At 46.4% G+C, this 20191-nt stretch carries 15 protein-coding genes; 8 read left to right on the forward strand and 7 right to left on the reverse strand.

The genetic code is table 11. The features are described 5' to 3' along the window. Nucleotides 1-37 precede the first annotated feature (37 nt). Complete coding sequence (clpS, locus tag BS19_RS16750; RefSeq protein WP_038177246.1) at nucleotides 38-358, reverse strand: ATP-dependent Clp protease adapter ClpS; 321 nt, start codon at nucleotides 356-358, stop codon at nucleotides 38-40. Between the two features lie 466 nt (nucleotides 359-824). Here clpS and cspD point away from each other — a divergent pair, with 466 nt between their 5' ends. Further along, on the forward strand, nucleotides 825-1046 hold the full coding sequence (gene cspD / locus BS19_RS16755) for a cold shock domain-containing protein CspD (RefSeq protein ID WP_038176885.1): 222 nt from the start codon (nucleotides 825-827) through the stop codon (nucleotides 1044-1046). A gap of 90 nt (nucleotides 1047-1136) precedes the next feature. On the opposite strand, the gene BS19_RS16760 is transcribed toward cspD, so the two are convergent. Continuing rightward, nucleotides 1137-3362, reverse strand: coding sequence for an NADP-dependent isocitrate dehydrogenase (locus BS19_RS16760; protein WP_038176886.1), 2226 nt, complete (start codon nucleotides 3360-3362; stop codon nucleotides 1137-1139). Between the two features lie 292 nt (nucleotides 3363-3654). Here BS19_RS16760 and BS19_RS16765 point away from each other — a divergent pair, with 292 nt between their 5' ends. After that, nucleotides 3655-4347 (forward strand): pseudouridine synthase, encoded by a 693-nt coding sequence (locus tag BS19_RS16765; RefSeq protein WP_038176887.1) that lies wholly within the window; start codon nucleotides 3655-3657, stop codon nucleotides 4345-4347. A gap of 137 nt (nucleotides 4348-4484) precedes the next feature. Here the strand turns inward: BS19_RS16765 and aspS are convergent, their stop codons facing one another. Beyond that, nucleotides 4485-6257, reverse strand: coding sequence for an aspartate--tRNA ligase (gene aspS, locus BS19_RS16770; RefSeq protein WP_038176889.1), 1773 nt, complete (start codon nucleotides 6255-6257; stop codon nucleotides 4485-4487). A gap of 275 nt (nucleotides 6258-6532) precedes the next feature. Between aspS and BS19_RS16775 the strand changes: the two genes are divergently transcribed. The 6 genes from BS19_RS16775 to BS19_RS16800 all read left to right on the forward strand — a co-directional run bounded on the left by BS19_RS16775 (nucleotide 6533) and on the right by BS19_RS16800 (nucleotide 12755). Continuing rightward, entirely contained in the window at nucleotides 6533-7399 is an 867-nt protein-coding gene (locus tag BS19_RS16775; protein WP_038176891.1) for a DUF72 domain-containing protein, read from the forward strand. 108 nt (nucleotides 7400-7507) lie between these two features. Then, the gene (cmoA, locus tag BS19_RS16780) at nucleotides 7508-8245 is read left to right on the forward strand and encodes a carboxy-S-adenosyl-L-methionine synthase CmoA (protein WP_038176892.1); all 738 of its coding nucleotides are present in this window, start codon (nucleotides 7508-7510) and stop codon (nucleotides 8243-8245) included. A gap of 69 nt (nucleotides 8246-8314) precedes the next feature. After that, nucleotides 8315-9286 (forward strand): tRNA 5-methoxyuridine(34)/uridine 5-oxyacetic acid(34) synthase CmoB, encoded by a 972-nt coding sequence (cmoB, locus tag BS19_RS16785; RefSeq protein WP_038176894.1) that lies wholly within the window; start codon nucleotides 8315-8317, stop codon nucleotides 9284-9286. 221 nt (nucleotides 9287-9507) lie between these two features. Further along, the gene (locus tag BS19_RS16790; RefSeq protein ID WP_038176897.1) at nucleotides 9508-10251 is read left to right on the forward strand and encodes an ATP-dependent zinc protease family protein; all 744 of its coding nucleotides are present in this window, start codon (nucleotides 9508-9510) and stop codon (nucleotides 10249-10251) included. 18 nt (nucleotides 10252-10269) lie between these two features. Beyond that, entirely contained in the window at nucleotides 10270-11775 is a 1506-nt protein-coding gene (locus tag BS19_RS16795; protein WP_038176899.1) for an inactive transglutaminase family protein, read from the forward strand. A gap of 2 nt (nucleotides 11776-11777) precedes the next feature. Further along, nucleotides 11778-12755 carry an alpha-L-glutamate ligase-like protein gene (locus BS19_RS16800; RefSeq protein ID WP_038176900.1) on the forward strand — a complete coding sequence of 326 codons (978 nt, stop codon included), beginning with the start codon at nucleotides 11778-11780 and terminating at the stop codon, nucleotides 12753-12755. 52 nt (nucleotides 12756-12807) lie between these two features. Here the strand turns inward: BS19_RS16800 and mukB are convergent, their stop codons facing one another. Genes mukB through cmoM form a run of 4 tightly spaced genes read right to left on the reverse strand, consistent with a single transcriptional unit; the run spans nucleotide 12808 to nucleotide 20096 of the window. Continuing rightward, nucleotides 12808-17265 carry a chromosome partition protein MukB gene (mukB, locus tag BS19_RS16805; RefSeq protein WP_038176902.1) on the reverse strand — a complete coding sequence of 1486 codons (4458 nt, stop codon included), beginning with the start codon at nucleotides 17263-17265 and terminating at the stop codon, nucleotides 12808-12810. Next, nucleotides 17262-17984: a chromosome partition protein MukE gene (mukE, locus tag BS19_RS16810; protein ID WP_038176903.1), complete on the reverse strand. Its 723-nt coding sequence runs from the start codon at nucleotides 17982-17984 to the stop codon at nucleotides 17262-17264. Before mukE ends, mukB begins: the two co-directional genes overlap by 4 nt. Further along, nucleotides 17965-19302: a chromosome partition protein MukF gene (mukF, locus tag BS19_RS16815; RefSeq protein ID WP_038176904.1), complete on the reverse strand. Its 1338-nt coding sequence runs from the start codon at nucleotides 19300-19302 to the stop codon at nucleotides 17965-17967. The genes mukE and mukF overlap by 20 nt, the downstream gene beginning before the upstream one ends. A gap of 2 nt (nucleotides 19303-19304) precedes the next feature. Beyond that, nucleotides 19305-20096 (reverse strand): tRNA uridine 5-oxyacetic acid(34) methyltransferase CmoM, encoded by a 792-nt coding sequence (gene cmoM, locus BS19_RS16820; RefSeq protein ID WP_038177247.1) that lies wholly within the window; start codon nucleotides 20094-20096, stop codon nucleotides 19305-19307. Nucleotides 20097-20191 lie beyond the last annotated feature (95 nt).

The following is a 20191-nucleotide window of genomic DNA, read 5'->3' on the forward strand; positions in this document are numbered from 1 at the left end:
CCTCCTTTAAGAACAACTTAAGTTGCTCGAACAAGCATTAGGCTTGTTCCATTGTACAAAGCAAAGGATGCTCATTCTCGTTCGCATACATAGTAACTTGCGCTACCTTGGTCTCAGCAACTTCTGCAGTAAACGTGCCACAAATTGCTTTGCCTTCATAATGCACCTGGAGCATTACCTGTGTTGCTTTGTCGATATCCATTGAGAAAAATCGCTCTAAAATTTCAATGACAAAGTCCATCGGGGTGTAATCATCGTTGTTCAAAACAACGTTATACATAGATGGTGGCTTAACTTTTGTTTTTTCTCTCTCCAGTAAATCTGAATCTGGAGTAACCCATTCAAAATGTTTGCTCATGACTATAACGACGTTGATGTTTGACTCTGTGAATTTTACCACTTCGACGAGCAGAAGTTTTGAATTTAGCTCTCTTTAAATAAGGACCATTTAGGTAGAAAACAATATTTGGCCCTACTTAGAGACTAATCCACCATTTGAGTCGCTGCAAATAAAAGATTTTGATCCGCCTAATTGGCGTATCTAATTGATTAAAAAGAACCCGAATTCCATTCACAGTACGTATATTTTAATACGTGGCATTGAGCTATAAGTTGCACAAATGTAAATCTTAAAAGTGATTTGCTTGCAAATATGTCGACTATGAGACCTTTTTACTATTGACTGCGCTCGCCCATTGGCTACATTGGTCAAATAGTGACTCAAAATTTGGCAGCGGCTGAATGGATATTCACTTTCTGTTTACTAAGGATGATAAGTAAACACTTAACAACGTTACAGACACAATGCATGAGGGATGTAAAGCATGGCTACAGGTACAGTAAAATGGTTTAACAACTCCAAAGGATTTGGTTTTATCTGTCCAGAGGGAGAAGACGGAGATGTGTTTGCGCACTATTCAACGATTCAAATGGACGGTTATCGTACTCTGAAAGCGGGCCAACAAGTAAGTTTTGAAGTGGAAGAAGGGCCAAAAGGTTATCACGCAAGCTCCGTGGTTCCAGTGGAAGCCCACTCAGCAAAATAACCGCTGCCAACTGACTTAGGTTACTGATAAAAACCGGTTGTTGATAAAAAAACCCGCTTGGCAGCGGGTTTTTTAGTTTCAACGTATTTATTATCGGTTGATAATCGCGTTCAAGGTCGCACTCGGGCGCATCAAGGCTGATACCTTTTCAAACACCGGTGAGTAGTAACCCCCTAGATCAGCAGGCACACCTTGGGCTTGATTGAGCTCAGCAACGATTTGCTGTTCGTTTTCTGCCAGTGTTTGAGCAATTGGCGCAAACTCGGCAGCAAGATCAGCATCTTGAGTTTGCTCAGCAAGCGCTTTAGCCCAGTAAGTCGCAAGATAATAATGGCTACCACGATTATCAAGCTCACCGACACGGCGCGATGGTGACTTATTATTGTCGAGGAACTCACCTGTCGCTTTGTCTAGCGCATCAGCAAGCACTTTGGCTTTAGCATTACCCGTCACCGTACTTAAATGCTCTAGAGACGCAGCCAATGCTAAGAATTCACCCAATGAATCCCAACGTAGGTGGTTCTCTTTCTCAACTTGTTGCACGTGTTTCGGTGCACTACCGCCCGCGCCTGTTTCAAACAAACCACCACCATTCATCAGCGGCACGATTGAAAGCATCTTCGCCGAAGTACCGAGTTCTAGAATTGGGAACAGGTCAGTTAGGTAGTCACGAAGAACGTTACCCGTCACTGAAATAGTGTCTAGGCCTTGCTTGATACGAACCAGCGAGTACTGACACGCTTCAAGTGGTGCCAGAATCTTAATTTCTAGCCCTTCGGTATCGTGCTCAGGTAAGTAAGCGTTAACTTTCTTAATCAGCTCCGCATCGTGCGCACGATTTTCGTCTAACCAGAATACCGCTGGAACACCAGTAGCACGAGCGCGAGTGACAGCAAGTTTAACCCAATCTTGGATTGGCGCATCTTTCACCTGACACATACGGAAGATATCACCTTCTTCGACCGCTTGCTCAAGCAGTACTTTCCCTGACGTGTCAACAATGCGCACAGAGCCTGCCGCATCAAGAATAAATGTCTTGTCGTGAGAGCCGTACTCTTCGGCTTTTTGCGCCATTAAACCAACATTTGGCACGCTGCCCATGGTGGTTGGATCAAAAGCGCCATTCTCTTTACAGAAATCAATTACCGCTTGATAGATGCCAGCATAGCTACGATCTGGGATCATTGCTTTGGTGTCTTTCTGCTTACCATCAGGTCCCCACATTTGACCGGATGAACGCAGCATCGCAGGCATAGAAGCATCAACGATAATGTCACTAGGTACGTGGAGGTTAGTAATACCGCGGTCAGAATCCACCATGGCTAATGGTGGCTGAGTTTGATATACCGCTTGCAGCGCAGCTTCAATTTCTTGTTTTTGCTCAGCAGGCAAAGTTTGAATTTTAGCGTACACATCACCAATACCGTTGCTGACATCGACGCCTAGTTGCGTAAAGAGTTCGCCATATTTTGCAAATACATCTTTATAGTAAACTTTAACCGCATGGCCAAAGATCACAGGGTCAGACACCTTCATCATGGTGGCTTTCATGTGCAGTGACAGTAGCACGTCTTGCTGCTTCGCTTCTTCAATTTGCTGTTCGAAAAACTCTACGAGTGCGTTCTTGTTCAGTACCGCACTGTCGATTATCTCTTTATCTTGGATTGGAAATGGTGCTTTAAGTTCTTTTACCGTGCCATCGGTAGCCACAAACTCGATTTTAACTTCTGTTGCGCCATCAATCGTGACTGATTTTTCGCTACCGAAGAAGTCTTTATCAGCCATGCTTGAAACATGTGATTTAGAATCCGCAGACCACGCGCCCATTGAATGAGGATTTTTCTTGGCGTAGTTCTTAACTGACAGCGGTGCGCGACGGTCAGAGTTACCCTCACGCAGTACTGGGTTTACCGCACTACCTTTGATCTTGTCGTAGGTCGCTTTGATCGCTTCTTCTTCGTAGGTGCTCGGCTCTGCAGGATAGTTTGGTAAGTTGTAGCCTTTGTCCTGAAGTTCTTTGATCGCCGCTTTTAACTGTGGGATAGAAGCAGAGATGTTAGGTAGCTTAATGATGTTTGCCTGTGGTGTTTTTGCCAATTCACCAAGTTCAGTTAGCGCATCACCAATGCGCTGCTCTTCAGTCAAATGTTCTGGGAAACTAGCAAGAATACGCCCAGCTAGAGAGATGTCACGAGTGTCAACATCAATGCCAGAAGAAGCAGTAAACGATTGAATAATCGGAAGTAGCGAATACGTTGCTAGTGCAGGAGCTTCATCTGTAATGGTGTAAATGATTGTAGGTTTTTCTGTAGGCATGAAATTTCCCTATTGTTCTAACAAAGCCATCGGATGAGTAGCCTTGTGTGAATGGCCGCTAACAAGTTGAATACTTCATCTCCCCACTTGTTGCGATTTATCCGTCTCTTATTGTTTTTGCCACTGACCAGTGACGTCCATGAGAGCGATTAATTATAATTAAACAAAAACAAGATAATAGTCTATCATCTTGCTCGACAATCCTGTTTTTTGGCGCGCAAATGATAGCTTAAATTGGATATATAAGAAACTTTCAAACACACTTTATTCACATTTTTGCAAGGTAGTTAACATGCCACCACCATCACGTCGGGACTTCTCATCCGATTCTAACACCAAGTCCCAATCTGGTTTTAAACGCAGTAAATCCGGTTCTTCAATGGCCAACAGTTCGACCAAACGTCGTCGCAAGCCTGTGAGTCAAAAACCGAAAATCTCAGCCGCAGAAAGACGCGTTATCCTTTTTAACAAACCTTTTGACACCTTAAGCCAGTTTACTGATGGCGATGGTAGAAAAACCTTGGCCGATTATATTGAGGTCAAAGACGTGTATGCCGCAGGCCGCCTCGATAGAGACAGTGAAGGCTTAATGGTGCTGACTAATGACGGAATTTTGCAAGCAAAGTTGACCCAACCCAAATCAAAATCCCCGAAAACCTATTGGGTTCAGGTTGATGGCGCACCGAGCGAAGCTGACCTTGATAAACTGCGTAAGGGCGTTGAACTCAAAGATGGCCTAACTCTGCCAGCGACAATCGAGCGTATTGATGCGCCCAACGTTTGGCAACGTAATCCGCCAGTGCGTTTTCGAGCCAATATCCCGACCACCTGGCTTGCTATTACCATTATTGAAGGACGTAACCGTCAGGTGCGACGCATGACCGCGCATATCGGCTATCCGACCCTGCGCTTGATTCGCTATTCGATGGGAGATCTTACTCTGGGAGATTTACAACCGGGCGAGTGGCAAGAGATTAACATCTAACTTCAGCCCTTATTGAAAGCACACCCAATCCTAGATTCCAGATCATTCGTTGCTCGCTTGGGCAATGACGAACAAAAAAAACGGCGCTTCAAGTGAAGCGCCGTTGTTAAATCTTCAAAGATAGTAAGCGATTACGCTTATTGTTTTTTCTCTGCAATTTTAACCGCAATCGATAGCTCTTCAAGCGACGCTGGGTTCGCTAGGCTTGGAGCGTCTGTGAGTAGACACGCCGCTGCTGTTGTTTTCGGGAACGCGATAACATCACGGATGTTCTCTGTACCACATAGCAGCATCACTAGGCGATCAAGACCAAATGCAAGACCTGCGTGCGGTGGCGTACCAAACTTCAATGCATCCAGTAGGAAGCCGAATTTCAGTTGCTGTTCGTCAGCTTCGATACCTAGAATATCAAATACCGCTGCTTGCATTTCTGCGTTGTGGATACGTACCGAACCACCACCAACTTCATAGCCGTTAAGAACCATATCGTACGCGTTAGAGTTTGCCGCACTTGGGTTGGCTTTCAGCTCTTGCGCTGTCACACCCAAAGGCGCGGTGAATGGGTGGTGCATCGCATGGAGGTTACCTTCGTCATCTTCTTCAAACATTGGGAAGTCAACAACCCATAACGGAGCCCATGCAGATTGGTTGGTTAGCTCTAGATCTTTACCCAGTTTCAGGCGTAGTGCACCAAGTGCTTCTGCAACGATACCCGCTTTGTCGGCGCCAAATAGGATGATATCGCCAGACTCTGCTTCAGTGCGCTCTAGAATGGCGTTGATTACGTCTTCGTTTAGGAACTTAGCTACTGGAGATTGGATACCTTCCATGCCTGCAGCGCGGTCGTTAACCTTCATCCACGCCAGACCTTTCGCGCCGTAGATACTAACAAACTCACCGTAACCGTCGATTTGTTTACGAGTAAGAGATGCGCCACCCGGAACACGGATTACTGCAACGCGGCCTTTCTCGTCATTCGCTGGGCCAGAGAAAACTTTAAACTCGACGTCTTTGACAAGATCAGCAACATCAACAAGCTCAAGTGGGTTACGAAGATCAGGCTTGTCAGAACCAAAACGACGAATCGCTTCACTAAATGGCATCACTGGGAATTGACCCAAGTCGACGTTAAGCAGCTCTTGCCACATATCGCGAACCATGTTTTCCGTTACGTCACGAACTTGATCAGCGCTCATGAATGACGTTTCGATATCGATCTGGGTGAATTCTGGTTGACGGTCAGCACGCAAGTCTTCATCACGGAAACACTTAACGATTTGGTAGTAACGGTCAAAACCAGACATCATTAGCAGCTGTTTGAATAGCTGAGGAGATTGAGGAAGCGCGTAGAAACTGCCTTTATGAACACGACTTGGCACTAAATAATCACGAGCGCCTTCTGGCGTTGCTTTGGTCAGTACCGGAGTTTCGATGTCAAGGAAGCCGTTGTCATCAAGGAAACGACGCACAAAACTTGACGCTTTAGCACGCAGTTTAATACGGTCACTCATTTCTGGGCGACGTAGATCTAGGTAACGGTATTTTAGACGCTGTTCTTCCGAGTTCTTTTGGTTGAAGTCTAATGGCAGTGCGTCAGAACGGTTGATGATTTCAAGGCCTGTGGCCAAAATTTCAACTTCACCAGTCGCCATATCTTTGTTGGCTTGGCTTTCTGGACGAGCGCGTACTTCACCCGTTAACTTGATACAGAATTCATTACGAAGTGTATTGGCCACTTCGTGTGCGTCTGCCATATCTGGATCGACAACTACCTGAACAACGCCTTCACGATCTCGCATATCGATAAAAATAAGACCGCCTAAATCACGACGACGGTTAACCCAGCCGCAAAGTTCTACAGTTTGTCCTGCAAGGGACTTGTTCAGATGACCACAGTAATGGGTACGCATAATGAATTTCCCAATCTCTTTAAATTTGTTGATTACTCTCTATCAGTGATAGATTTACCGATAGAGCAAAGTTCCATTTATACGCTGAAAGTCAGTTTAGATCGACTATTCAACGTACAATTTATTGCGATTTATCATCTGTTGATGCTTTTTAAACCAATAAAGCGGTAAAAGCACTACACAGACAATTGAATGGCGCTGATTATAGCCTTTAAAAGGTCGGTTCGGCAAAGCTCTGATAGATCCAATTCAAACCAACGGTGAATAGGGGCACTATGGACGATTTACCCATCAGGTTCGGCCTGACGATGTGGTCGCACAATCACTGGCAGCACAGCTTTTATGGTAAGGGTACTCAGGCCAATCAACGACTTGAGAAATACGCGCGCGTCTTCCATACCGTTGAGGGCAACACGACCTTCTATGCCACCCCAAACCCAACGACCGTGCGTAATTGGTATAACGCCACTCACGATCAGTTTCGCTTTACCTTTAAACTGCCGCAAAGCATCACCCACCAGCAAATGTTGCGCGGCTGTCAAGCTGAGCTAAAAAGCTTCATGCAAGTGATGCAGCCTTTGCATGAGAGAATTGGCCAGTGGACCATTCAGTTGCCTGCCGCGTTTGGCCCAGAACATTTAGCGCAGCTACAACAGTTTTGCACGCTATTCCCGCCAGATTACCCGCTAGGTATTGAGGTTCGTCATCCGGCATTTTTTGCCAAAGGTGATGCAGAGAAAGCTTTAAATCAGTGGCTTATCGAGCGAGGATACGACCGAATCATTATGGATAGTCGCCCAGTGTTTGCCGCCAAACCTGATAACGAAGCAATTATCGATGCGCAAATGAAAAAGCCCAAAGTCCCAGTGCATGCCATAGCGACCGCCCAGCAACCCATGGTTCGTTTTATCGGTCACCCACAAGAGCAGTTTAATTATGAATTTTTCGCCCCCTGGCTACGCAAATTGCCACAATGGATAGCCGAGGGAAAGCAGCCTTATGTCATGATTCATACCGCCGATAATATTGTCGCCCCCGAACTTGCCGCCGGTTTATATCAACAGCTACAAAAAAGTGTCACGTTACCCGATTTAGCGCCTTTCCCGGCTCAAAGCGGCCAACGGCAAATTTCGATGTTTTGATTGATTCACCGTCAATGCATGACAGCGCGGTAAATTTCCCATAAAATACGCGCCTTTTTTAGTGGCAGGCAATATCCCCTGTCGTTGGCATGTTACGAGAACTGAGCTATGAACCCGAAAAGCAATCCCGACACTATTTTTTCGGCTCCTATCGATAAAATTGGTGATTTCACCTTTGACGAACGCGTTGCAGAAGTGTTTCCTGACATGATTCAGCGCTCTGTTCCTGGCTACAGTAACATCATCTCGGCGATTGGCATGCTGGCAGAACGATTTGTCAAACCGCACTCCAATATCTACGATTTAGGTTGCTCGCTTGGTGCCGCAACCCTTTCTATGCGCCGCCATATCAAACAAGAAGGCTGTCAGATCATCGCGGTCGATAACTCGTCAGCCATGGTCGAGCGTTGCAAATTACACGTTAATGCCTACCGCAGCGATACCCCCGTTGATGTGGTCGAAGCGGATATTCGTGATATTGAAATCGACAATGCGTCTGTGGTGGTACTCAATTTCACGCTGCAGTTTCTGTCCCCAGAAGACAGATATACCTTATTGAAAAAGATCTACGCCGGTTTACGCCCTGGTGGCATTTTGATCCTGTCAGAAAAATTTGTCTTTGAAGATAAAATGGCCAATGAACTGCTTGTCGATTTACATCACGACTTTAAGCGTGCCAATGGCTATAGCGAGCTCGAAATTAGTCAAAAACGCAGTGCAATCGAAAATGTCATGCGACCTGACTCTAAGCAAGAACACAAACAACGCTTTGCACAAATTGGCTTCACCAGTTACGACGTCTGGTTCCAATGCTTTAACTTTGGGTCAATGTTCGCGATAAAATGATGCGATAACGCGTGATTGAACGCTGAGCCATTTGAGTCAAATTTTTAATTTATCTAGCAGTGAAAAACTATGTTTAACTTTGCAAATTTCTACCAATTGATTGCACAAGACACACGTCTCCAGCCTTGGCTAAACGTATTACCTCAACAGTTAACCGATTGGCAAAATACTGAGCATGGTGATTTCGCTCGCTGGTTAAAGGCACTCAATAAGATCCCTGAAGGCTCACCTGATCAAGTGGATTTAAAAAACTCGGTGACTATCGCCAACGACACACCATTCCACAGCGGTGAACTTAAAAAGCTCGAAAGCCTGTTACGTACTTTTCACCCGTGGCGTAAAGGCCCATACACGGTTCATGGTATCCATATTGATACCGAATGGCGCAGTGACTGGAAATGGGATCGTGTTTTACCGCATATTTCTCCACTGAAAGATCGCAGTGTCCTTGATGTAGGGTGCGGTAACGGCTATCACATGTGGCGTATGTTAGGCGAAGGGGCGCGTCTGACGGTGGGCATCGATCCATCCCATCTGTTCCTGATTCAGTTTGAAGCGATACGTAAGCTGATGGGCGACAATCAGCGCGCACATTTGTTGCCGCTGGGTATTGAACAATTACCTAAGCTCGAAGCATTCGATACCGTGTTTAGCATGGGTGTTTTGTATCACCGTCGTTCACCGCTGGATCACTTGATTCAACTCAAAGATCAGTTGGTGTCTGGAGGTGAATTAGTACTGGAAACGTTAGTCATTGAAGGCGACGAAACCTCGGTATTGGTTCCGGTTGATCGTTATGCACAAATGCGTAATGTCTACTTTTTCCCTTCTGCCAAAGCGTTAAAGGTTTGGTTAGAGCAAGTGGGCTTTATTGATGTTCGCATCGTTGATGAAAATACCACCACCACCGGTGAGCAGCGCACGACTGACTGGATGACCCACAATTCGTTGCCAGATTACCTCGATCCCAATGATCCAAACAAAACCGTTGAGGGTCACCCAGCCCCCAGAAGAGCGATTTTGGTTGCACAAAAACCTTAACCGATGTGAATTGACAAAGAGTTAACTCAAGTGAGCATCAAATCGATTCCTCTGTGAGTGATTCCCTTTTACAATAAAGGATGCTGTTATTGCATCCTTTATTGTATTTATCGCTTGAGAATCAGATCATTATAGAACTGAACGTATGCTCTTCGATAAAGTGACATAGAGATTGGCTTGACTCCACATTTGCAAAATCTCAACCTGACTTAGGCGAATCAATGTTTACAAGATCTATCCCCGTATTGGCCCTGATACTGCTTTCCGGCTGTACCCTTACCAACAGTGAAAAATACCATCTAGAGACGTTAGCCGCGATTAAGTCTTCTGAAAGCAACCTGACTAACCACTACCAGAATCTTGATGCCCATATCAGTAACCAAAATGATTACATCGAGAGCTTAGAAGAACGTTTAACCGCTTTAGAGCAAGAACTGTCAGACTTCAAATATGAATCTTTACAAAAGCAGTGCTTAGCCGAGAAAGCGGCTCAGGTTCAAACCATGCCTGCCGTGCCGACCCCACCAAGAAATGAACTACTGCTGGGCGAAGTTGAGAAAGTCACCATCGATAAAATCCAGCAGGTGTTTGATGCTCGAATCGACACCGGCGCTGCCACCTCTTCTCTCAATGCGGTTGATATTGAAGAGTTCGAACGCAACGGCAAAAATTGGGTACGTTTTCACCTCTCTGACGGTGAAACGCCACTGGACGACTCAAATTGGATCGAAGCCCCCATTGTTCGTTTCGTTAAAATTCGTCAATCTAGTAATGATGACGTTGAGAGAAGAGCTGTGGTTGAGTTATGGGTCAAGCTCGGAAAAATCCATGAAAAAGCGCAATTTACCTTGGCAGATCGCTCTCAAATGAGTCATCCTGTATTGCTAGGGCGTGAGTTTATTCGAGACATTGCGATCATTGACGTAAGTCAAAAATATATCCATGCGAATACTCCTAAAAATTAATAACGGTAGCGTGAGTTTATGACGTCTAAAATTCCTTTTTATGTATCAGTCATTTTACTGATCTTAGCGGGCATCGCCTTGAGCATGTTCCGTCACCAAAGTTATGGTGTTCCTTGGACTCCAGGGGAAACGCGCCAAGTCTGGGACATTGAAGCGCGCATTGAGTTTAATGGCCAAGCCAAACCTGTTAAAGCCTCACTTGCGGCTCCCCATACTCAAACGGGCTTTACTCTGATTAGCGAATCTTCTTCCTCGCCTGGTTATGGTGTCTCTTACCTTGAAACTGAAACTGGCCGCCGAGCCGAGTGGTCTATCCGTCAAGCGACAGGCCCACAAACCATCTACTATAAAACTCAGTTCTTGGTTGACCCACAGGCAAAAGTAGATCCGATTCCACCAAGTGGTGAGATCATTGCACCAACCTTTGAAGGCCCAGTAGAAGCCGCCGCGATTGCTTTGATTGAGCTGGCTAACCAACGTTCAGCCGATGACATCACCTTTACCCGTGAGTTGATCAAATCGTTCAATGACTCTGACAGTCAGAACGCATCGCTCGTCCTCAACACCATGTCTAAAGTCGATGCGGTCAATGCACTGCTTTCTTATGCTAAAATTCCCAACAAGATTGTCGGTGTCATTGAGTTAGAAGATGGTCGTCGTCGTCAAACGATTCAGCATATGAATCAAGTATGGGATGGGACCAACTGGATTTTGTTCAACCCGAATAAAATCAATCAAGTTATCGCCGATAACCTTCTGGTTTGGGACGAATCAAACGTATCATTGCTCGATCTGATTGGTGGGCAAAACAGCCAAGTCCATTTTTCGATGATTGCTCTAGAGGTCACACCTACCCAAGCGACGGTAGACAAAGTCGAAGCGGATGGCTTACTTAACTTCTCAATTCATAGTTTGCCACTCGAAGAGCAAGCGATGTTCAAGACGATTATGCTCATCCCTATTGGCGCACTGATTGTTGTGTTCTTGCGGGTGATTATCGGCCTTAAAACTTCTGGCACCTTTATGCCGGTTCTTATCGCGGTAGCTTTTGTCCAAACTCAGCTCGTCACAGGTATTGTCGGTTTCTTGCTCATTGTCGGCACCGGACTGGTGATACGAAGTTATCTTTCTAAACTCAATCTACTTCTGGTGGCGCGGATCTCCGCGGTGATTATCACGGTGATTATGATCATATCGGTCTTCACCGTCGTCGCATTTAAGATTGGCCTAACCGAAGGTTTATCCATCACCTTCTTCCCGATGATTATTTTGTCATGGACTATCGAACGTATGTCGATTCTATGGGAAGAGGAAGGTGCAAAAGAAGTGGTACTGCAAGGCGGTGGATCACTGCTCACCGCGGTGCTGGTCTACTTAGCCATGACCAATCCATTTATCCAACACCTGACCTTTAACTTTATTGGACTACAACTAATTGTTTTAGCTTGCATCTTATTGCTAGGTACTTACACAGGTTACCGCCTGACAGAGCTACGTCGCTTTAAGCCACTTGCGGAGGACTAACTATGTTTTCTCGTATTACTTCGCCAAGTAAGCTCCGTCATAAAGGCATCATGGGGATGAACAAGCGTAACCATAGCTATATTGGTCGCTACAATGATCGTTCCAAATACCCATTGGTGGATGACAAGCTCAAGACAAAAATCATTGCTCAGCAACATGGCGCCACCACACCTGAGCTGATTGGTGTGATCAGTAATCAAGCTGAAGTGAAAACCGTCCATAACATGGTTAAAAACTGGCCAGGTTTTGTCATTAAGCCAGCACAAGGCAGTGGTGGCAAAGGCATCTTGGTGATCACCTCGCACAAAGATGGCGTCTATACCAAACCTTCAGGCGCGACCATCAATAAAGAAGGCGTTGAGCGCCACATCAGTAATGCACTGGCGGGGCTTTTCTCTCTTGGTGGCAAAAACGATGTGGCCGTCGTTGAAAACCTAATCAAGTTTGATAGCTGCTTTGATGGTTTTAGTTTTGAAGGCGTGCCTGACGTACGAATTATCGTATTCAAAGGCTACCCTGTAATGGCAATGATGCGCTGCTCGACGTCGGCTTCAGACGGCAAAGCGAACCTTCACCAAGGCGCGGTCGGTGTCGGCATCGATATCGCAACAGGTCGTGCGGTGCGTGCCGTGCAGTTTGATCATCCTGTCACGCATCACCCTGATACGGGTAAAGACCTTTCAACACTTCAGGTCCCTCATTGGGAGCGTTTGTTGATTCTGGCATCCAGTGCTTGGGAGATGACAGGGCTGGGTTACATGGGGACGGATATGGTACTCGACCGAGACGAAGGCCCAATGGTGTTAGAACTTAACGCGCGTCCTGGACTCGCAATTCAAATAGCTAACGGTGCCGGGTTATTGCCTCGTTTACATCATATTGAAAGCTTGGGCTCACCCGCTGAATACCCCAAACCAGCTGAACGTGTTGCCTATGCGGCGAAGCAGTTTGGTATCTTTGCTAAAGAAGTCACCAACTAATCTTGGTTCCAATGTAAAAAAAGCCCGTTTATCACGGGCTTTTTTATTGGCTTTACAACTCTTCAACGAGCTGTTGAACTTCACTTTTTGCTTTGACCTCTTGCCCAAAGCCACGTAAGCCGACCACATGAACGTGCTCGTGATCCTTAAACACTTTCCGTACTAGCTTATACGTCGTGCCTTTTTCAGGGCTGATATTCTCTGGCGCGGCAATAAGCAACTGCATATCTAGGCGATCACAAAGCTCAAACAGGGTAGAGATGGATTTAGTATCTAAACGCGCCGCCTCATCAAGGAACAATAAACGACATGGCACAATGTCTTTACTGCGTAAGCGACGAGACTCCTCTTCCCAACTTTGCACAACCATCAACAAAATCGACTGACCCGTACCAATCGCTTCACCCGTTGATAGTGCGCCAGACTCGGCTTGTAACCAACCATCGGAACCACGGCTTACTTCAACACTGAGTTCAAGGTAGTTGCGGTAATCAAGTAACTCTTCACCCAAAACCTGCGGTGAGCGTTGACCCATATCGATATGTGGATTAACACGTTGGAACAGTTTCGCCATCGCTTCCGAGAAGGTGTAGCGCGTAGACTCAAATAGGTCTTTATGCTGCTCTTGCTGTGTGGATAAACCGTTGAGTAGCACCTCGTGGCTTTCGCGCACCTTAACGTTGAGACGAACCCCTTTCACTTGACCAAAAGAAATATTAGACAAGCCTTGGTTAAGCATACGAATACGGTTTTGCTCACGCTGAATGGTCTTGTTAATGATGCTTGCAACCGATTCAGAGCTGATCGCCAAGCGGTTTTCACGTTGCGTAAGCTCTTCAGTCAACCGCGCTAGCTCAACTTCCATCTCTTCAATCGCTTCGACTGGATCATCAGTGCGAATAATATCTTGACGAATACGTTCACGCAGATGTTGATAGACGGCAATATAAAACAGCACTTTACGCTCTGGGCGAGCATTGTCTTCCGATAAGCGCAGCGCATCACGCAAATCCTCATTATCGGCAACAGCAAGGCGCAGTGCCCCTAGCGATTTATCCGACATTGAACGCAGTTCATCCGCAGACAGGTAGGCAAGTTCACGTTTATGTAGACGACGCTCGACATCGTTCTCACGCGCCAAACGCAGCACTGAGCACCAACCTGCTTTCGCTGCAACAACGAAAGTACGCAGTTCAACATACTCTTTCTGCACTTTCTTCAAACGCTTAGCCAGCGCTTTCATTTCAAGTTCAGTTGACGTAATGCTGCGTTCGTATTCACTCTTACGCGTGCGTGAGGTATGCAGACGCTCCTGCAACTCATCGCGACGGCGTAAAGCGCGTTCTGCCGAGCCCTCGTCCGCAGTAACACCGAACTCTTGCAGTTCTTGCTTGAACTCTTGCACAGTTTCCTGTTTGGCTTGGTGTGAGCTCTTGAGCGATGCAAGTAACTGGTGATATTGACTCAATTGACTTTGTGCTTGCTTGAGTTCATCACGTGAACGCGTACGAGCACGCTCCGCCTCAACCAATTTCGCCTTCAACTGCTCACTCAACTCGCTGCTCTTGTTGAGTAAATCCACCGAATCCGAATAAGTAAAGTAATGACGACGCTCAACCAAATCGGCCAAGGCAAAAATTTGGCGTTTCAACTGCTGTAGCGCTTGATCGGCCGCTTGGTATTCAGCAGCCAGCACATCAAATTGCTCAGGGTCAGTATTGAGAGAAGAGGCGATTTTATCCAGTTCCGCAAGCGCTTTGCCATGCTGATCAACAAAGGCTTTCGCTTCAGAAAGCGCGCTCAAACTGTGCTCAAGTTCTTCAAACTGAGCCGCTAAGGTGTCCTCTTCAATCAAGGCCATATTTGGCGCTATCTTGTCGAGATCGTTTAACGCTTGTTTGCATGCTTCTAACTGACGGCGCTGCTGCTGTTCTTTGCTACCAATATCAGCCAGCTGGCGCGTCACTTGATTGCGCTTGTCACGGGCAATCGCCAGTGCCTGCTCAGGATCCGCTTCAAACGCGACTTGAATGTGTTGTGCGACAAAACGGTTCAGTGCTTGATATAAGCGTTGCAGTTTCTGTGAGTCAAATGACGCTTTGGCGTGCTGCTCGACCACATCTTCGCGCTCGTTACGCAGCAACTCTAAACGCTGCTCACGCGCCGCACGACCAAATAGAGGTATGTCAGGCAAACGCGAATAACGCATTTGACGATCGTTCATGCGAACACACACTGCACCTTCAAGCTCTTCGGCGTTAAAGGAGCTATCATCAAAGGCATCGACATCCCCTTCTAGGATGTACAGATCCTCTGGACAGTCATCAAGCTCAACCAATTTCTCTTCGATACCTGACAAGTCAGACACAACGATCGCGTGGCGAGCTGGACCATACATGGCACTGAAATATGGCGCATCTTCAATGGTAATATCGTCGTAAATCTCAGACAGCAAAACACCGCCTAAGCTATCGGCAAGTCCCTTCAGGCGCGGATCATTCGATCCCCCCGGAGACGCGAGGCGCTCAATCTCGTTGTCGAGTTGATTGCGACGCTCAGCCAACTTATCTTTTGCCACCGACTGTTGCTTTTCTTGCTCAAGCACCACTTGCATGTGACTCATCACGGACTGGCTATCGTACAGATCAGCACCACTTTGCTCTCGAAGCGATTCTAATGCGTCGTTGGCCGCAATCCAGCTTGGCGCTATGGCCTCAAACTTGTTTATTTCAGCGCTCACATCTTGTTCAACCCGACGCTGCTCACTGCGCTGTTCACGCAGATCTTCTTGCGCCAATTGCAAAGACTCAATGTGCATGGCATGACGTTCGCGCTCTTGTTCAAAAGCCAACTCGTCATTGAGCTCAATCTGGTGCTGTTTTTGGTAATTGTTGACCAATTCTTGGGTCTGACGCTGCTTGTGTAGCCGACGTTCAATATCACGATGCTGCGCGCGCCATTGGGATTCGTTTTGCAGCAGTTGCTGTGCATCTCGCCCTTGTTGTATCGCAGCGAAAGCTCTTGTCGCAGCGTCATGACGCTCAACCTGACCGACAATACTCTTAACTAACGCGAGCGCTGTTTCAAATTGCTCAGCGGCCGCAGACGACATATCCAATTTATGCTTGGTCGCAAGAAGCGCAGTGGTGTGCTGTGCTTCTTGGGCTTTTAACTCAGCCAAACGCGCCTGGGCGGTGTCAGCACTCAAGCTATCATCAGCCAACAATTGTTGAGCTTTATTCAAAGCCTGAATCGCTTGTTGGTACTGCAATGCACGTGTTTGCTGGACATCAAGCGCTTGCTGGTAATCAGCCAACTGTGTTTTTAAGCTATCGACTTCTTGTTCTGAAATCGTGGCTTGCTCTTCCGCCATCATCACGCGTTCTTGCGCTTCTTCAACCACCATCATTTGTTCTTCAAGACGCTCACTGAGTTCTTCAAGATCTTCTTGATAACGTTCGATTTTCTCTTGCTGACGCAACGCATTTTGCACCAATTGCAAGTGATCAGACGCGGCTTGGTAGTCTTGCTCTAAGGACGACTCAGACTCAACCAACAGTTCTAGTTGTTCTTGAACTCGATTAAGTAAGGTGTTTTGTTCAAGCAATGTCTCGCGTGAGCTAAACAGCTCTGAGCGCAAAGATAGTGTCTGATCAAGCTTATTGCGTCGATCGTTAGCATGACGCATGTAATCTGCGGCGACGTAATTGGTCGATTCGGCGATCAAATGTTTGAACAGATCGCGGTCAGCTTGAGTGGTTTTAATCGCGTCGAGCGTCATGCGGTTTTCACGCAGCGCAGACTCCATATCCTGGAAGGCTTTCTTAACCCCACCATTTTGTGGCAACAAGTAATCACGCAGCGAACGAGTGATGGCACTTGAAATACCACCATAGAGTGATGCTTCGATCAGGCGATAAAACTTCGAACGATCACTTGAGTTGCGCAATTTCTTTGGAATCACGCCGTACTCAAACATCTGCGCATGGTAATCCACAATCGACGAGAAAGTTTTAAATTGTACTTCTTCCCATTGAGCGACCGACTGTTTGACTTCGTTAATTTGACGCACACGAGCTTGAGTATCAGACACACTCTCGATCAGCACATCGGTCGGTTTCACATGGCTTGGCAGCCCTTGAATAACAAACGGTTTAATGTCGACTTTCTTATCTCGGCCTGCCACTTGTTGCAGCTTTACCACAAATAACAAGCGTTGATTACGCGAGTTAACCACATCAAGCGCGGCATAACACGCCCCCGCTTGCAGCTTGCCGTACAAACCTTTGTCACGTGAAGATTGGCTGCTGCCCGCTTCCGTGGTATTGCGGAAATGAAGCAGAGTTTGATCAGGGATCAAGGCGGTAATAAAGGCCGCCATAGTGGTCGACTTACCCGCACCGTTACCACCAGAAAGCGTGGTGACCAGGCCATCAATATCAAAAGTACGGGCAAAGAAGCCGTTCCAGTTGACCATGGTTAACGATTGATACTTACCACGTTCAATCATGCTTGATCCTCTTTAATCATTGCTTCTTCGACTTGTTCTTCATCGGTTTGCTCTAACAGACTGCCTTGATTCGGTTCTTTGGTGTGCACGACCGCTTCGCCATCGCGAATTAATCGGAGCTGCGCTTCACGCATATCATCGCCGACACGCACGTCGGCACCGAAGCGAAACACCGATTCGCTAATACTAAATTTACCGGTCTCACCGATGTTGATGATCATGCCAAGACGACGCAAACGACGCAGCGACGTACGGACTTTCTCAAACAGCTTTTCTTTATCGAGATCAGAGCCGCTTGCTCGGTTGGTCACAAGCTTCATTAACTTGGCTTCATCTGCCAAAGCCAGCAGTTCTTCATACAGCTCTTGGTTAGTAAAGATACCTTCATGCGCCAAGCGCTCTGGGCTGAGGTAAAGAAAACACAGTACCTTACCCACCAACATGTCTAACTCAGACAGGACACTACGACCAATTAAAGCTGTCGAACGTGGGCGCAGATAAAAGAAACCTTCTGGCGCCTTAACAAGCTCGGTATTGTAGCGTTGGTAAAAAGAGGATAATTCGATTTCAAAGTCTGACAACAACGCATGGTTGTCGAGATCTTCCGTTGAGATATGGCGCCCTGCGCGGAGCATGCTATCTAACGCAGGGAACAGTGGGTTTGAAATCGCTTTTGCCAGGTTATCTGACATGTATTCATTAATATCGGTCGATGACATTTGCTTGTACCTTTGCACCGTAATTGTTGATCGCTTGCCAGTCAGGTTGAACGGCTTGATAGTCTGACTCGGAATAACCGAGACGCACCGCTTGGTCGATAACAATTCGTGCTAAATCAAAATGATGAGTCTGAGGATGTTGTTCTAAGTAGTCGCGTAGTACCAAGCCGAGATCAATTGGCGTCCCGTTATGCTTGTGAACTTTTAACATGCTACCAATACGTTCAGATAGCTCATCGTTGACCTGTTGAAACTCTTCGTATTCCACGTCAAGTGGGACTTGGCCAGTCACTTCATCATCTCGAAGGACTAACGCTTCATCACGAAGATCAGTTAGGCGCTCGGCATCTGCATAAGTGAGATACCAAGGCATATCGAAGTAATCTTTTACCGATTGACGCAAACGCGAACTGAACGCTCGGTTCTTATCCATATCAATCGCGGTTCGAATAAATTTATGCACATGACGATCATAACCAATCCATAGGTCAATCGTCTGTTGCCCCCAGCTAGTGATGCGATCAAGTTTCATCTGTAAACCAAACAAGGTCTCTGCGATAAATTCTAATTCATCATCACCATAAACTAGCTCTTGAATATCGAGGATCTGGGTTTGTAACTCATCACCCGCAGCTTGCAATGTATCTTGCAGCTCTTTGAGGGTATTTGATGTTTCAGACAACAGAGCTTCACAGTTATTGATCGCGTCGCGCCAATCTTTATTCAAAAGCTCTGCGATCTGAGTTTTGACCGATTGTTGCTGCTCATCCATGACTCGCTGATTAAGATCAATCTGGTCAAAAATTTCACCTACAGAGTATTTGAGTACGCCGTAGACATTTTTACGCCAGTGACCAGCGGTACCGCCTTGACGAGCCGATTCAATCGCTTTAGCCATCTCATCCGCTACCATAGAGAGCTGAATAGAAAGTCTTAGCTTTGAAAATTGGCGATGACGAACGTAATAATCCGTGATCCCCAGAGCCAACGGAGACAAGCGATAGATACTTGCCCCTTCGTTCACTTCACTGGTAAAGCGAGTGATTAAACGTTGTTTGACCATCTCATTGATGGCGTTGTTGGCGCGAAACGCCGACGCCTCTCCTGTTTGTTCAAACAGGCGCGTTACTATGGTGAACGCATCGTGCAATTCACCCTCACCCAGCTCTTCATCAAATCTTTCATTACTGAGTACCGCAATCGCAATCAGGAATGCTAAGCGCTCATTAGAGAGATTTAATGAGAAATCGTGCTGTTTAACCCAGCCGACCAATTCGTCGAGCGGCTGCTCTGCAGCATTTAGAGTCATCTCACTCATTGTTAGTCCTGCTTATTGTTCTTCTTTGCCCATACATGTATGTATCGGCCTAACGAGAGGTAGGGCTCTTGTCTGCACAATTGTCTTTCTAGTGCCAACACATCTTCAGGCTGGTAGTCACCCATATACTGTTGATTACCGATGTAATCGTTAAAGCAACGGATACCAGACTTGCCACAAATTGAGAAACCAGCGTCTTCTATCCATTGATAGACTTGCTCTGGTTTTAAGCCTTTTTGTGGTTGTAACTTAAATCTTTTGCGATGAGGCATGCCCTCGAGTACATGAGGAATATTGCCACACACCACATTTTTGTAGACCAAACCATGATGGTTATAGAACATCACAGAGGCCATACCGCCGGGTTTAACCTGATCAAGCACAGTTTCAAGTGCAGCTTTAGGAGAGGCAAGCCACTCCATCACCGCATGAAACAGGACAACGTCCACTTTACTAGTAAGGTGTTGCTCAATAGATTGAACTGGCGAATGAATGAAACGATACTGCTCAAGCAGGCGATTATTTGCAATATCCTGCTGTGCCAATTGCAGCATTTCAGAAGATAGATCACATAACGTAATCTGATGTCCGAGTTTAGCAAGCTTTTGCGACATTTGGGCTAAGCCACCGCCTGCATCAAGGATGTTCAACGCTTGCTTATCCCTTTCAACCAGCTTGAGTATCTGTTGAAGATCTTCCCAAACAATGACTTGACGAATGTCGCCTTTGTCAGAGCCGTAAATGTTTTTTGCAAATTTGTGGGCAATATCGTCGAAATTACGGTCTTCAGTCACAGCGGCTTGAGTTATCATGTCTAATCGTGCTGCTATTCTGTCACAAGAAAAGCAGGAATAAAGAGGCTTTCTCTTAAAATGTAATCAATTGATGT

The sequence above is a fragment of the Vibrio pacinii DSM 19139 genome (genome assembly GCF_000711795.1).
In the GTDB taxonomy this organism is placed as follows: Bacteria; Pseudomonadota; Gammaproteobacteria; order Enterobacterales; family Vibrionaceae; genus Vibrio; species Vibrio pacinii.